At 74.6% G+C, this 13,381-nt stretch carries 13 protein-coding genes; 9 read left to right on the top strand and 4 right to left on the bottom strand.

What is annotated here, in order from left to right; translation table 11 throughout:
- Positions 1–4 precede the first annotated feature (4 nt).
- The 3 genes from A8711_RS27405 (at position 5) to tatC (ending at position 1,759) form a co-directional block, all read left to right on the top strand.
- Positions 5–253 (top strand): hypothetical protein, encoded by a 249-nt coding sequence (locus A8711_RS27405; RefSeq protein ID WP_043324371.1) that lies wholly within the window; start codon positions 5–7, stop codon positions 251–253.
- 216 nt (positions 254–469) lie between these two features.
- On the top strand, positions 470–784 hold the full coding sequence (tatA, locus tag A8711_RS27400; protein WP_043324368.1) for a Sec-independent protein translocase subunit TatA: 315 nt from the start codon (positions 470–472) through the stop codon (positions 782–784).
- A gap of 21 nt (positions 785–805) precedes the next feature.
- Entirely contained in the window at positions 806–1,759 is a 954-nt protein-coding gene (gene tatC / locus A8711_RS27395) for a twin-arginine translocase subunit TatC (RefSeq protein WP_043324366.1), read from the top strand.
- Between the two features lie 242 nt (positions 1,760–2,001).
- Here tatC and A8711_RS27390 read toward each other — a convergent pair whose 3' ends face one another.
- Positions 2,002–2,886: an ABC transporter substrate-binding protein gene (locus A8711_RS27390; protein WP_069089789.1), complete on the bottom strand. Its 885-nt coding sequence runs from the start codon at positions 2,884–2,886 to the stop codon at positions 2,002–2,004.
- A 183-nt stretch (positions 2,887–3,069) separates the two neighbouring features.
- On the opposite strand from A8711_RS27390, the gene A8711_RS27385 reads away from it, so the two are divergent.
- The 3 genes from A8711_RS27385 (at position 3,070) to A8711_RS27375 (ending at position 5,563) form a co-directional block, all read left to right on the top strand.
- Positions 3,070–3,768 (top strand): hypothetical protein, encoded by a 699-nt coding sequence (locus A8711_RS27385; RefSeq protein WP_064446096.1) that lies wholly within the window; start codon positions 3,070–3,072, stop codon positions 3,766–3,768.
- Between the two features lie 111 nt (positions 3,769–3,879).
- Complete coding sequence (locus tag A8711_RS27380; RefSeq protein WP_176722893.1) at positions 3,880–4,530, top strand: fasciclin domain-containing protein; 651 nt, start codon at positions 3,880–3,882, stop codon at positions 4,528–4,530.
- A gap of 106 nt (positions 4,531–4,636) precedes the next feature.
- On the top strand, positions 4,637–5,563 hold the full coding sequence (locus A8711_RS27375; protein WP_069089787.1) for a diacylglycerol kinase: 927 nt from the start codon (positions 4,637–4,639) through the stop codon (positions 5,561–5,563).
- On the opposite strand, the gene A8711_RS27370 is transcribed toward A8711_RS27375, so the two are convergent.
- Complete coding sequence (locus tag A8711_RS27370; RefSeq protein WP_064446093.1) at positions 5,526–6,482, bottom strand: DMT family transporter; 957 nt, start codon at positions 6,480–6,482, stop codon at positions 5,526–5,528. The genes A8711_RS27375 and A8711_RS27370 overlap by 38 nt on opposite strands.
- A 57-nt stretch (positions 6,483–6,539) precedes the next feature.
- Positions 6,540–7,304, bottom strand: a complete 765-nt coding sequence (locus tag A8711_RS27365; RefSeq protein ID WP_043330167.1) for an HAD family hydrolase — start codon at positions 7,302–7,304, stop codon at positions 6,540–6,542.
- An 86-nt stretch (positions 7,305–7,390) separates the two neighbouring features.
- On the opposite strand from A8711_RS27365, the gene A8711_RS27360 reads away from it, so the two are divergent.
- Both A8711_RS27360 and A8711_RS27355 read left to right on the top strand, forming a co-directional pair.
- Positions 7,391–10,171, top strand: coding sequence for an RNA helicase (locus tag A8711_RS27360; RefSeq protein WP_064446092.1), 2,781 nt, complete (start codon positions 7,391–7,393; stop codon positions 10,169–10,171).
- Between the two features lie 166 nt (positions 10,172–10,337).
- Positions 10,338–11,225: an MHYT domain-containing protein gene (locus tag A8711_RS27355; RefSeq protein ID WP_064446091.1), complete on the top strand. Its 888-nt coding sequence runs from the start codon at positions 10,338–10,340 to the stop codon at positions 11,223–11,225.
- Positions 11,226–11,233: 8 nt separating this feature from the next.
- Here the strand turns inward: A8711_RS27355 and A8711_RS27350 are convergent, their stop codons facing one another.
- Complete coding sequence (locus A8711_RS27350; RefSeq protein WP_064446090.1) at positions 11,234–12,157, bottom strand: 5'-3' exonuclease; 924 nt, start codon at positions 12,155–12,157, stop codon at positions 11,234–11,236.
- Positions 12,158–12,256: 99 nt separating this feature from the next.
- Between A8711_RS27350 and A8711_RS27345 the strand changes: the two genes are divergently transcribed.
- Complete coding sequence (locus A8711_RS27345) at positions 12,257–13,342, top strand: DUF4037 domain-containing protein (protein WP_069089786.1); 1,086 nt, start codon at positions 12,257–12,259, stop codon at positions 13,340–13,342.
- Positions 13,343–13,381 lie beyond the last annotated feature (39 nt).

Genomic DNA, 13,381 nt, shown 5'->3' with positions numbered 1-13,381 from the left:
CGCCGTGGTGAAGTGGATCGTGCTCGGAGTCGTGCTGTTCGCGCTTGTCGTCCTGGCGCTGGCGGTCCGTCCGGTGGTGAGCCGCCTGTCCGGGCTGCGCCGTTCCGCGCTGGCGTTGCAGCGCCGGGCGGCCGAGGCGGAGTCGCTGCGTACCGCCGCCGAACAGCTGCAGGCGCGGGCCGAGTCGCTCCAGGAACGGATCGTCGTCGCGCAGGAGCGGATGACGTTGATCAAGGCCAAGCGCGGCGACTGATCGAGGGCCCCCGGCCCGGTGAGCGTCGTTTGCGCGTAACCGGGCGGTTGCGCGCAGAAATGCGCGGACCTGGACGGTTGACGGGACACTTCGGGTTGGTCGAAACTTCACCGATCGGGCCCGCACCAGCAGGCCCACCGGGGTGGCAAGCCGCTGCGACGCACGTACGATGGGCGGCGACCCACCCTCACCGACACAGAGCGACTGGAGCTTCCCATGGGTGCCCTCAAGCCGTGGCACATCGCCGTACTCGTGGTCGTGCTGATCCTGCTGTTCGGCGCGAAGCGGCTCCCCGACGCGGCCCGCTCGCTGGGCCGATCCCTGCGGATCATCAAGGCCGAGACCAAGAGCCTGCAGGACGACGACCGTAACCTCGCCGAGAAGGCGGACGCGCAGGCCGGCTACCAGCCGCTCCCGCCGCAGCAGCCGGTGCAGGGGCAGCCGTACGCGCAGCAGCAGCCGTACACGCCGCAGCCGCAGCAGCCGGTCGCGCCGCCGGCCGACCCGGTGCAGCGCGTCCGCGAGAACTGATCCGAGAGGGCCCCAACCACCGTGGCCTTCGGGTTGAAGAAGCGCGGCCCGAGCAACTTCGCGCGGGCCGCCGACGGCTCGATGACGCTCATGGAGCACATCCGTGAGCTGCGCAACCGGCTGTTCCGCGCGTCGCTGGCGATCCTGGTCGGCTTCGGCTTCGGCGTCTGGCTGTCCGGGCCGGTGCTGCACATCCTGCAGAAGCCCTACTGCGACCTGCCCAAGGCGCGGTTGATCGACGGCAACTGCAACTTCGTCCAGCTCGGTCCCGCCGACCTGTTCCTGCTGCAGATGAAGGTGGCCCTCTGGGTCGGCCTGATCATCGCCGCGCCGATCTGGCTCTACCAGCTCTGGGCGTTCATCGCGCCCGGCCTGCACCGGCACGAGCGGCGGTACGCGTACTTCTTCACCGCGCTGGCGGCCCCGCTGTTCGCGGCCGGCGCGGTGCTGGCGTACTTCGTCACGTCCAAGGGCCTGGAGTTCCTGCTCAACGTCTCCGGCGGCGGCGACGTGACCACCACTCTCGACATCACCCGCTACGTCGGGTTCGTCACGAACCTGATCCTGCTGTTCGGGGTGGCGTTCGAGTTCCCGCTGATCGTGCTGATGCTCAACTTCGTCGGCCTGGCCAGCGCCAAGCGGCTGCTCAGCTGGTGGCGGGTGGCGGTGTTCGTGTTCTTCGCGTTCTCCGCCGTAGTCACGCCGACGCCCGACCCGTTCGGCATGACCGCGCTGGCGATCTGCCTCTGCGCGCTCTACTTCGCCGCGGTGGGGGTGGCGTTCATCAACGACAAGCGGCGCGGTCGCGGGCGTGAGGTCTACGCCGGCATCGCCGACGACGAGGTGTCACCGCTGGACCTGTCGACCGAGCCGGTGCCCGCCGGGGGCCGGATCGAGGCGTCCGAGCCGATCGGGGCGCCCGAGCCCGTCGTCGCCCCGAAGCCGATCGAACGCCGCTACGACGACATGACCTGACCGACCCCGCTCACCCGGACGCCGTCCCCATCGCACGGGGGCGGCGTCCGCGTTTCCGCAGCCGCCCCTCGCCGCCGCGCCGAGTGCCCTCCGCCGACCTTGAACTCGATGCCCGCGCGACGGCCCGCCCTCACGTTGATCATGGACTTGCTGCCCCTCGGATGACCGGTTTCCGCACTTTGCCCGGGCAGGAAGTGCAAGATCGCCGGGGCCGGGGCCGGGGCCGGGCCGGGGCCGGGGGGTCAGGTGATGCGGCGGGCTGCGTTGGGAGCGGCGGCGGGGAGCGCGTCGGGGTGGAGGATGGCGGCTATGGTCTCGGCGCCGTCGACCAGGCGCGGGCCGGCGCGCACGATCAGGCCGTCCGCGTCCAGCGCCCACACCTGCGCGCCGGGGAAGTGCCCGGCCACGCCGGCGGCCTGCTCGGCCGCGCCGTCGAGACGGAAGCCGCACGGCGCGACCAGCACCACGTCGGGGCGGGCGGCCCGCAGGGCGTCCCAGGTGGTCGGGCCGGACCGGGCGCCGCGATGGGTGCCCACCGGCTCGCCGCCGGCCACGTCGACCAGGTCGGGAATCCAGTGCCCGGCGCCGAACGGCGGGTCCACCCATTCGACCACCGCGACCCGGGGCCGGGGCCGGCCGGCCACCGCCGCGCGGACCGCCGCGAGCCGGCCGCGCAGGCCGTCGACAAGCGCCTCGGCGCGGTCCGGCACCCGGGCCGCCGCGCCCACCGCGCGGATCGACTCCAGCACGTCGTCCAGGGTGTACGGGTCCAGCGACAGCACCTCCGCCCGGCACCCGAGGTGGTCCACCGCGTCGGCGACCCGGCCCGAGGGCAGCGCGCAGACCCGGCACAGGTCCTGGGTGAGGATCAGGTCCGGGTCCAGCCCGGCCAGCGCCCCGGCGTGCAGCGTGTACAGGTCGGCCCCGGCCGCGACCTGCGCCTTGACGTAGGCGTCGATGTCGCCGGGACTCATGCCCCGGGTGTCCCGGCCGCCGACGACCACAGTGGTGCCCGCCCGGTACGACGGGGGCACCTCGCACTCGAACGTGACGCCGACCAGGTCGTCGCCGAGACCCAGCGCGTACACGATCTCGGTGGCGGAGGGAAGCAGGGAGACCAGCCGCATGCCGCCATCATGCCGGTCCCGCGGACCGCCCGGTGCGCGGCACATCGGGCCGCCCTCGGGCCTTGCCGCGACGCCGTACGCGCTTAGACTCTGCTGACTCCGCCGAGCCCCCCGGGCGGTGTGCCGGGGTGCGTCGGCGCCCCGTTCCGGTCAGTCCGTCTGACCTGCGCTCCGGAGAACCCGATGAAGAGCCGTACCGCCGCCGTCCTGACCGTCCTCTGCGCGGCCACCGCGCTCACCGCCTGCGGTGACGACGAGCCCGCGCCGAAGGGCCAGCAGGTGCCGGTGACCGCCACCGACACCAGTTGTGAGGTCACCACCACGCTGTTCACCCCGGGCACCGTCACGTTCACCGTGACCAACCGGGGTCAGCAGGCCACCGGGGTCTACGTCTACGGCCGCGAGGGCGACGCCTTCACCAAGGTGATCGCCGAGGTGGCGGACGTGCCGGCGGGCCGTACCGGCGACCTGCGGGCCTCGCTGCAGACCGGCACGTACGAGGTGGCCTGCAAGCCCGGCCGGCAGGGCGACGGCGTGCGTACGAAGATCACCGTGTCCGACGACGGCAACCTGGCCAGCGCCGCAGCCGAGGTGGCCTACGACCGGTCGGTGACGATCGAGCTGACCGACGACGCGATGACCGGGGTGGACGCCCTGATCGCCGAGCCGGGCGAGAAGCTGGCGTTCAAGGTGACGAACAAGACCGCCGGGGCCCGGACGCTGTACGTGCTCAACCCCGACGGCAAGCGGGTCGCGGAGATGAAGGCGGAGGCCAACGGCACCGCCGAGACGGTGGTGACGCTCGGCGCGGCGGGGGACTGGTCGCTGAAGGTCAAGGGCGACGGCGTGCCGTCGGTGAGCAAGCGGCTGGTGGTGCGCTGAGGCGGCCGCGAAAACACCATCGATCCGGCTGCATCCACCGGGGACGGTGCGGGCGAAGCATTGGTCGTGACGACAGTCACGGACCTGGTCGCTTCGACGAAAGGCTCCCCGATGAACATCGCTCGTCTCGCCGCCCGGCTGGCCGTGGGCGCCACCGCGGCGGCGGTGGCCACCACCGCCGTCGCCGTGCCCGCCCGGGCCGGCGCCAAGCAGCCGGGCACGCGGTCGCTGGCCGCCGTGCTCACCGCGGACAAGAGCGGCTTCGACCGCAACTCGCGGGACTTCGACGTGCTCACCAAGGCGGTCCTGACGGTGCTGCAGGCCAAGCCGGACTCGCCGGTGAAGGTGCTCACCGACGGTACCGTCGCGCTGACCGCGTTCGTGCCGAACGACTACGCGTTCCGCGAGCTGGTCCGGGACATCACCGCCGCGAAGAAGCTGCCCGGGGAGAAGGCCGCGTTCGACGCGGTCGCCGGCCTGGGCGTGGACACGGTGGAGGACGTCCTGCTCTACCACGTCGTGCCGGGCGCGACGATCGACCGGAAGGCGGCGCTGAAGGCGGACGGCGCGGACCTGACCACCGCGCTCGGCGCCACCGTCGAGGTGGACGTGAAGCGCTGCTGGTACGGCCGCGAGGTGCGCCTGGTCGACGCCGACACCAGCGACCGCAACGCCAAGGTGGTGCGGTACGACATCAACAAGGGCAACAAGCAGATCGCGCACGCGGTGGACCGGGTGCTGCGCCCGATCGACCTTCCCTGAACCACCCCCGCCACGGCGCCCGGCACCCCCTGCCGGGCGCCGTCGGCGTGTGCCGCCCGTTCGCGGCTGACCTGGCTCTGGTGGGCCGCGCGAGCCGTGCCGTACGGTGCTCGCCGTGACCGCGCACGATCGTGTCCCGCCCGGCCCCGTCGCCGTGCTCGCCAACCCGACCGCCGGCCGGGGGCGGCACCGCGGTCTGCTGCCCGGGATCCTGGAGCGCCTCGCCGGAGCGGGCCGCCCGGTCGAGCTGCTGCGCGCGCGTACCCCCGAGGAGGCGGAGGCGGCGTGCCACGCCGCGGTCGCCGGCGGCGCCGGGGCGCTCGTCGCGGTGGGCGGCGACGGCACGATGCACCGCGCGTTGCAGGCGGTCGCCGGCACCGATGTGCCGTTCGGGCCGGTACCGGCGGGCACCGGCAACGACTTCGCGGTGGACACCGGCTTCCCGGCCGACCCGGTGGCCGCGGTCGAGGTGATCGCCGACGCGCTCGCCGCCGGCCGTGCCCGGTCGGTGGACCTGGCGCGGCTGTCCCGGCGCGGCGAGGCCGACCGCTGGTTCGGCGCGGTGCTCGCGGCGGGCTTCGACGCGATCGTCAACGAACGCGCCAACCGGATGCGCTGGCCGCGCGGCCCGCGCCGGTACGACCTGGCGATAGTGGTCGAGCTGGCCCGGCTGCGGCCACGCCGCTACCGGCTGGTTCTCGACGGGGTGGCGCAGGAGGTCGACGCGGTGCTGGTCGCGGTGGGAAACACGGCCAGCTACGGCGGCGGCATGCGGATCTGCCCGGACGCCGACCCGCACGACGGCCTGCTGGACGTGGTGGTGGGCGGGCGGTTCGACAGGCGCACGCTGATGCGGGTCAAGCCGCAGATCTACCGGGGCACCCATGTCACGCACCCGCTGGCGCGCGTCTACCGGGCGCGGACGGTGGAGCTGGCCGCCGAGGGCATCACCTCGTACGCCGACGGGGAACGCTCCCTCGACCTGCCGGTGACCGTCACGGCCGTGCCGGCGGCGCTGCGGCTGCTGCGCTGACCGCCGCCACGCCCTCGGCGTCCGGTGGGCCGGGAACGGGCGGCGGCGCGGTGGACGGGGCGGCGGCGCGGACCGCGCCGGCGCTCGCGGCGACCACCAGCCCGATCGCGAGCACCTCGACCGGGTGCAGCGCCTGGCCGAGCACCAGCCAGCCGGCCACCGCGGCGATCGCCGGGCCGAGGCTCATCATGACCGCGAACGTCGCGGTGGGCAGCCGCCGCAGCGCCGCCAGCTCCAGGCTGTACGGCAGCACGGAGGCGAGCAGCGCCAGCCCGGTACCGAGCCCCAGCACCACCGGGTCGGCGAGGCGACCGCCGCCGTCGGCCAGCCCGAACGGCAGCGTCAGCAGCGCCGCGACGGTCAGCGAGAGGGCCAACCCGTCCGCGCCGGGGAACCGCGCGCCGATCCGCGCCGAGCAGACGATGTAGGCGGCCCACATCGCGCCCGCCGTCAGCGCCAGCGCCGCGCCGACCGGGTCGAGCCGGTCGAACCCGCCCTGCCCGAGCAGCGCCACCCCGCCCAGCGCCAGCGCGGCCCAGAACCAGGCCGCCGCCCGGCGCGCGCCGAACACCGACAGCGCCAGCGGGCCGAGCACCTCCAGCGTCACCGCCGGACCGAGCGGGATCCGCTCGATCGCCTGGTAGAAGATCGAGTTCATGCCGGCCAGGGCCAGCCCGAACGCGACCACTGCGGCCCAGTCCCGGCGCCCGTACCCGCGCACCCGGGGGCGGCACACCACGAGCATCACCAGCGCGCCGATGGTCAGCCGCAGCGTCACCGCCCCGGCCACCCCGGTACGCGGGAAGAGCAGCGCCGCCAGCGCGGAGCCGAACTGCACCGACAGCGCCCCGCCGAGCACCAGCGCGACGCCGCCGAGCCGGCCCGGCGCACGCGGCGGCAAGGGGTGGACACCGGTCATGCCCCTGACCGTAGCCGGTGCGCCGGGACGGGTTCGCGCCGCTGGCGGGGTGTGCGCTCAGCCGACCCCGGCCAGGTCGAGCACCGCGCCGAGCCCGTTCGGGCGGCCGGCGTCGGCGCACGGCAGCACCAGCACCCCGCACCCGGCCGCGACCGCGCCCGCGTCGGCCGGGGTGTCGCCCACCATGAGCGTGCGCTCCGGGTCGACGCCGAGCATCCCGCAGGCGCGCAGGAAGATGCCCGGGTCCGGCTTGCAGCGCCCCACCTCGTACGACAGCGCGTACGCGTCGACCAGCCCGTCGAGATCCCAGGCGGCGAACAGCGGTCGCAGGTCGAAGCCGATGTTGCTGACCACCGCCACCTTCACCCCGGCGGAGCGCAGCGCGCCGAGCACCGGCTCGGTGTCCGGGTACGGCACCCAGCCCTCGGGCACCAGCACCCGCTCGTAGAGCGCGTCGGCGAACCCGTCGATGCCGGTGTCCACCGTCTCGGCCAGCCCGGTGTACGCGCCCCGGTGGGCCTGCGGGTAGAGATCGCGGTCGGCCCACAGCTCGGCCAGCCGGGGCGGCACCCGGGCCGGCAGCGGGCCACCCGCGCGCCCGGCGGTGAGCAGCCGGTCGGCCAGCGACGTGGCCCGGATCCGGTCCAGCTCGACGCCGCAGGCGGACGCCGCGGCGAGCACCCAGGTCAGCGGCTCCTCCACCTGGGCGAGCGTGCCGTGGAAGTCGAAGAGCACCGCCTCCACGGGCCGGCGGGACGGGCGCGGGCCCACGACGTCGTCGGCGCCGCTGGCGGCATGGGGCAGTTCGGTACGGTCCGGCACGTCGTGCACCCTACCGACCCGCTCCGACCGTCCTGCCGGATGGCCTTGACCGGTACTCGTCGGCCGTACCGATTAATCTTGGATCCATGTCGAGCCCCGCCGAGCGGTACGCCGCGGCGCGCCGCCGGGCCGCGCAGGCCTCCGCCTTCCCGGCCCTGGACGAATTCTCCCTGGATCTCGGGTTCGATCTCGACGACTTCCAGCGCGAGGCGTGCGAGGCGCTGGAGCGGGGCAGCGGCGTGCTGGTCTGCGCGCCCACCGGCGCCGGCAAGACCGTGGTGGGCGAGTTCGCGGTGCACCTGGCGCTGCGCGGACGGCCCGGCGGCGACGCGCCGGCGGCCCGCCGCAAGTGCTTCTACACCACGCCGATCAAGGCGCTGTCCAACCAGAAGTACCACGACCTGGTGGACCGCTACGGCGCCGAGCAGGTCGGCCTGCTCACCGGCGACAACGCGATAAACGGCGACGCGCCGGTGGTGGTGATGACCACCGAGGTGCTGCGCAACATGCTCTACGCCGGCTCGGCCACCCTCGAGGGCCTGGCGTACGTGGTGATGGACGAGGTCCACTACCTGGCCGACCGGTTCCGTGGCGGGGTCTGGGAAGAGGTGATCATCCACCTGCCCGAGTCGGTCACGCTGGTGTCGCTGTCGGCCACCGTCTCCAACGCCGAGGAGTTCGCCGACTGGCTGGTCACCGTACGCGGCGAGACCGCCGTGGTGGTCTCCGAGCACCGCCCGGTGCCGCTGTGGCAGCACATGCTCGTCGGCAAGCGGATGTTCGACCTGTTCCACGACGCCGACGCGGCCCGCAAGCACGACGTGCACCCGGAGCTGCTGCGCTACACCCGGGACACGATGCGCCGGCTGGAGCTGGGCGAGGGCCGCAGCGCCGGCCCCGGTGGCGGCCGGCGCGGCCCGCGTTGGCGCGGTCCGATGCGCCCGGACATCGTCGACCGGCTCGACCGGGAGGGGCTGCTGCCGGCGATCCTGTTCATCTTCAGCCGGGCCGGCTGCGACGCCGCAGTGCAGCAGTGCCTGGCCGCCGGGCTGCGGCTGACCTCCCCGGAGGAACGCGCCGAGATCCGCCGGGTGGTCGAGTCCCGGGTCACCGCCATCCCCGGCGAGGACCTGTCCGTGCTCGGCTACTGGGAGTGGCTCGACGGGCTGGAGCGCGGGCTGGCCGCCCACCACGCCGGCATGCTCCCCGCGTTCAAGGAGGTCGTCGAGGAGCTGTTCGTCCGCGGGCTGGTCAAGGCCGTCTTCGCCACCGAGACGCTGGCGCTGGGCATCAACATGCCGGCCCGCTGCGTGGTGCTGGAACGCCTGGTCAAGTTCAACGGCGAGGCGCACGTCGACCTCACCCCGGGCGAGTACACCCAGCTCACCGGCCGGGCCGGCCGCCGGGGCATCGACGTCGAGGGCCACGCCGTGGTGGTCTGGTCGCCGGAGACCGACCCCCGGCACGTGGCCGGGCTCGCCTCCACCCGCACCTACCCGCTGCGCTCCAGCTTCCGGCCGTCGTACAACATGGCCGTCAACCTGGTCGGCAGCGTCGGCGCGGCGCCGGCCCGCGAGCTGCTGGAGTCCTCGTTCGCGCAGTTCCAGGCCGACCGGTCGGTGGTCGGCCTGGCCCGGCAGGTGCAGCGCAACACCGAGACCATCGAGGCGTACGGCGCGGAGGCCGCCTGCCACCACGGCGACTTCGACGAGTACTTCGCGCTGCGGGTGGCGATCGCCGACCGGGAACGCGCCATCGCCCGGCAGGGGCAGAGCCAGCGCAAGGCGGCGGCTGTCGCCTCGCTGGAGCGGCTGCGGGTCGGTGACGTGATCCGGGTGCCGTCCGGGCGGCGGGCCGGCCTGGCGGTGGTGCTGGACCCGGCCACCGGCGGGTTCGGCGAGCCCCGGCCGCTGGTGCTCACCCAGGACCGCTGGGCCGGCCGGGTCACCCCCGGTGACTTCACCACCCCGGCGGAGGTGCTGACCCGCATCCGGGTGCCGAAGCACTTCAACCACCGTTCGCCCGCGGCCCGGCGGGACCTGGCGGCGGCGGTCAGCGGCACCGGCCTGGACCGGCACGGCGGCCGGCGGGGTGGCCGGTCCCGTCAGGCGGCGGGGGAGGACCACCGCCTCAGCCAGCTCCGCGTCGAGCTGCGCGCGCACCCGTGTCACGCCTGCCCGGACCGGGAGGAGCACGCCCGCTGGGCGGAGCGGCGGCGCCGGCTGGAACGCGACACCGAGGAGCTGCGCCAGCGGGTGTCCGGGCGGACCGGCTCGCTGGCCCGTACCTTCGACCGGATCGTGGCGTTGCTCACCGCGCGCGGCTACCTGGCCGCCGACGGTGAGGTCACCGACGCCGGCCGGATGCTGGCCCGGATCTGGACCGAGGCGGACCTGCTGGTGGCCGAGTGCCTGCGCCGCCGGGTGTGGGACGGCCTGTCCCCGGCGGAGCTGGCCGCCGCCGTGTCGGTGGTGGTCTTCGAGGCCCGGCGGGACGTCGACGAGCGGGCGTCGTTGCCGCGTGGTGGGGTCGCCGACGCGGTCGACGAGACGCTCAAGCTGTGGGGCGACATCGAGGCCGACGAGGCGGCGCGCGGCCTGGCGGTGACCCGCGAGCCGGATCTCGGGTTCGCCTGGCCGATCTACCGGTGGGCGCGCGGCGAGGCGCTGGCCAAGGTGCTCGCCAGCGGGCACCAGATCGACGGGGAGATGCCGGCCGGCGACTTCGTCAGGTGGGCGCGACAGGTGGTCGACCTGCTCGGGCAGGTCGCCGACTCGGGTGGCGCTTCGGCCGAGCTGCGCGGCACCGCACGGCAGGCCATCGCGGCGGTCAACCGGGGCGTGCTGGCCTACCACGCCTCCGCCTAACGGTCACTTTCGGTCACCGATCTCCGGAAACCGACGCATCGCTGCGTCACCGCGCTGACACCCCGCGAATTGTCGGGGGGTCGATGCATGCCCTGGTCAGGGCCTATCCCATCATTGCCCCGGGGCGCCGTGGGTCGCGCTGCGTCGATGGTGAGGAAAGGGCGTCGTGGGCGAGATCAATCACTTCGAGTACGGGTGGATCACACCCGCGCTCAGCTACGCGTTGTCAGTGCTCGGCTCGGCGCTCGGACTGGTCTGCGCCGGGCGGATCCGGACCGCCACCAGCGGCGGCCAGCGCGCCTGGTGGGGCCTGCTCGCCGCGTGGGCGCTGGGTGGCACCGCGATCTGGGCCATGCACTTCATGGCGATGCTCGGGTTCGCCGTCTCCGGCACCCGGATCCGCTACGACGTGCCGCTGACGGCCGCCAGCACCGCGATCGCGGTGGCGTCGGTCGGCATCGGGCTGGCGATCGTGGGCACCGGCCGGCTCGCCGCGCCGCGTCTGCTGGCCGGCGGGTTCTTCACCGGCGCCGGGGTGGCCGCCATGCACTACACCGGCATGGCCGCGATGCGCCTGGACGGCTCGTTCGGCTACGACCCGCTGCGGGTGACGCTGTCGGTGGTCATCGCGATCGTGGCCGCCACCGTCGCGCTCTGGCTGGCGATGACCGTCCGGCGCGGGCTCGCCATCGCCGCCTCGGCGCTGGTCATGGGCATCGCTGTCAACGGCATGCACTTCACCGGCATGAGCGCGCTGTCGGTGCACCTGCACGAGAGCCGCGGCCCGGCCTCCGGCACCGAGGTGAGCGGACTGCTGGTGCCGATCGTGCTGGCAGTGGTCTTCGGCGTGGTCGGGCTCGTCTACGCGCTGCTCGCCGCGCCGTCGGACGACGACCGGGCCGGGGCCGCGTACGTCAGCTCGCGGCTCGGTGACGCGCCGCGGACGGTCGCCGCCGAGCCAGCGCCGGACCCGGTGGGCCTGCGTGCCCGGTCGACGCTGGCGCAGCCCGGCGCCCAGTTCCCGAGCCGCCGGAGCACCGACCGCCCTTCGTGATCAACTGATCACGATCGGTCGCCCGCCAGCGCGTCGACCAGGCGGCGGCAGGACCCGGCCAGGTTCCAGCGCTGCGCCAGCTCCAGCAGCCGCTCCGGGTCGGCGGGCGACGTCGGCAGCGTCGGGTCCAGCTCGGGCAGCGGCACGTCGGTGGCGACCCGGACCACCTTCGGCGCCACCGCCAGGTAGTCGCGGGCGGCGTCGAGCTTGGCCCGCAGCCCCGGGGCGAAGCCGGAGCCGGGGTCGTCGAGCGCGGCCAGGATGCCGTCGAGCCCGCCGTAACGGTCGATCAGCCGGGCGGCGGTCTTCTCACCCACCCCGGCCACGCCGGGCAGGCCGTCGCTGGGGTCGCCGCGCAGCGCCGCGAAGTCGGCGTACCGGTCGGCGGGCACGCCGTAGCGGGCCCGCACCGCCGCGTCGTCGCAGTCGTCCAGCTTGGCCACGCCCCGCCCGACGTAGAGCAGCCGCACCGGGCGCGCGTCGTCGACGAGCTGGAACAGGTCGCGGTCGCCGGAGACCACCTCGACCGGGCCGGGCTGGGTCACCGAGAGCGTGCCGAGCACGTCGTCGGCCTCGTAGCCGGTGGCGCCCACAACCGGGATGCCGAGCGCGTCGAGGACCTCCAGGATCATCGGCACCTGCGGGGACAGCGTGTCCGGCACGACCTCGCCGCCCTCGGGCGCGACCCGGTGCGCCTTGTACGACGGCAGCAGCTCCACCCGCCACGCCGGCCGCCAGTCGTGGTCCATCGCGCAGATCATCCGGTCGGGACGGCGGGTGCGGACCAGCTGGGCGAGCATGTCGAGGAAGCCGCGCACGGCGTTCACGGGCTGGCCGTCGCTGGTCTTCGCGGCCGACTCGGGAATGCCGAAGTAGGCGCGGAAGTAGAGGCTGGGGGAGTCGATCAGGAGGATCGGCTGTCGGTGTGCCACGGCGACAAGCCTTCCACAGCCCTCTGACGAGATGGGGGAGGCGACCGCGGGACCGGAAACCCGGGCGCGCGCGGGTCCCCGGATGCGCAGACTGGCGGGGTGAGCTTCGTACCCGGCCTGACCCTGGCCCGCCGGTTCCACGACGAGGTGGTGGGTCCGCTGCTGGCGCGGCGGCTGCCCGGCCTGCGGTACTCCGCCGGTCTGCTCGACGGCGGCTCCGAGCTGCTCGGCCTCGACACGCCCCGCTCCACCGACCACGACTGGGGTCCGCGTACCCAGGTCTTCGTGGACAGCGCGCACGACGTGGCGCCGGTACGGGCGGCGCTGGACGCGGACCTGCCGGCGCGGTTCCTCGGCTGGCCGACCCGGTACGCCGGCGGCCCGGCGGTACGGCTCGGCACGGTGCACGCCGACGGCGACCGGCACGGCGTGAGCGTGGACGAGCTGGGCGCGTGGCTGCGGGACCGGCTGGGCGCCGACCCGCGCGCCGGCATGTCGGTGGCGGACTGGCTGGCGACACCGACGCAGCGGCTGGCGGAGCTGACCGGGGGAGCGGTGTTCCACGACGGGCTCGACGGGGCTCTCACCGCCGCCCGCGCCGCGCTGGCCTGGTATCCGGACGACGTGTGGCGGCACGTGCTGGCGTCCGGGTGGCAGCGGGTCGCGCAGGCCGAGCACCTGGCGGGCCGGTGCGCCGAGGTCGGCGACGAGCTGGGCAGCCGGGTGGTGGCCGCCGGGCTGGCCCGGGACCTGATGCGCCTCGGGCTGCTGCTGCGCCGCCGCTGGCCCCCGTACGCGAAATGGCTCGGCACGGTGTTCGCGACGCTGCCGGGCGCGGCGCCGGTGGTGGACGGGCTCGCCGCCGCGCTCGGTCCGGGCGAGTGGGCGGTCCGCGAGCCGGGCCTGGTCCGGGCGCTGGAGACGGTGGCCGGCTGGACCAACGACGTCGCGCTGGCGCCACCGGTGGACCCGGCCGCCCGGCCCTTCCACGGCCGGCCGTTCCTGGTGCTCGACGCGGGCCGCTTCGTCGAGGCGCTCCGCGCCGCGATCACCGACCCGCGGCTGCGCGACCGGCCGCCGATCGGCGCGGTGGACCAGTACGTCGACAGCGTGGACGTGCTCACCCACCCGGACCGCGCCCGCCGGGTGGCCGCGGCTGTTGTCCGTCCGCCGGGCGCGGCCTAGACTCCGATTCGAGTCGCATCGATCCGCGACTGTCTATCT

Origin of the sequence: Micromonospora sp. II (assembly GCF_001709195.1) — a bacterium.
In the GTDB taxonomy this organism is placed as follows: domain Bacteria; phylum Actinomycetota; class Actinomycetes; order Mycobacteriales; family Micromonosporaceae; genus Micromonospora; species Micromonospora chalcea.
The sequence above is the reverse complement of the archived record's forward strand: the minus strand, read 5'-3'. Positions and strand labels throughout refer to the sequence as shown.

Bases quoted from the DNA above. Each gene is read 5' to 3' on its own strand.
- A8711_RS27390 (WP_069089789.1), bottom strand. From the start codon at position 2,886: ATGCGGCTGGTCTCCCTGCTTCCCTCCGCCACCGAGATCGTGTACGCG.
- A8711_RS27385 (WP_064446096.1), top strand. From the start codon at position 3,070: ATGAAGAGCCGTACCGCCGCCGTCCTGACCGTCCTCTGCGCGGCCACC.
- A8711_RS27370 (WP_064446093.1), bottom strand. From the start codon at position 6,482: ATGACCGGTGTCCACCCCTTGCCGCCGCGTGCGCCGGGCCGGCTCGGC.
- tatA (WP_043324368.1), top strand. From the start codon at position 470: ATGGGTGCCCTCAAGCCGTGGCACATCGCCGTACTCGTGGTCGTGCTG.
- A8711_RS27360 (WP_064446092.1), top strand. From the start codon at position 7,391: ATGTCGAGCCCCGCCGAGCGGTACGCCGCGGCGCGCCGCCGGGCCGCG.
- A8711_RS27380 (WP_176722893.1), top strand. From the start codon at position 3,880: ATGAACATCGCTCGTCTCGCCGCCCGGCTGGCCGTGGGCGCCACCGCG.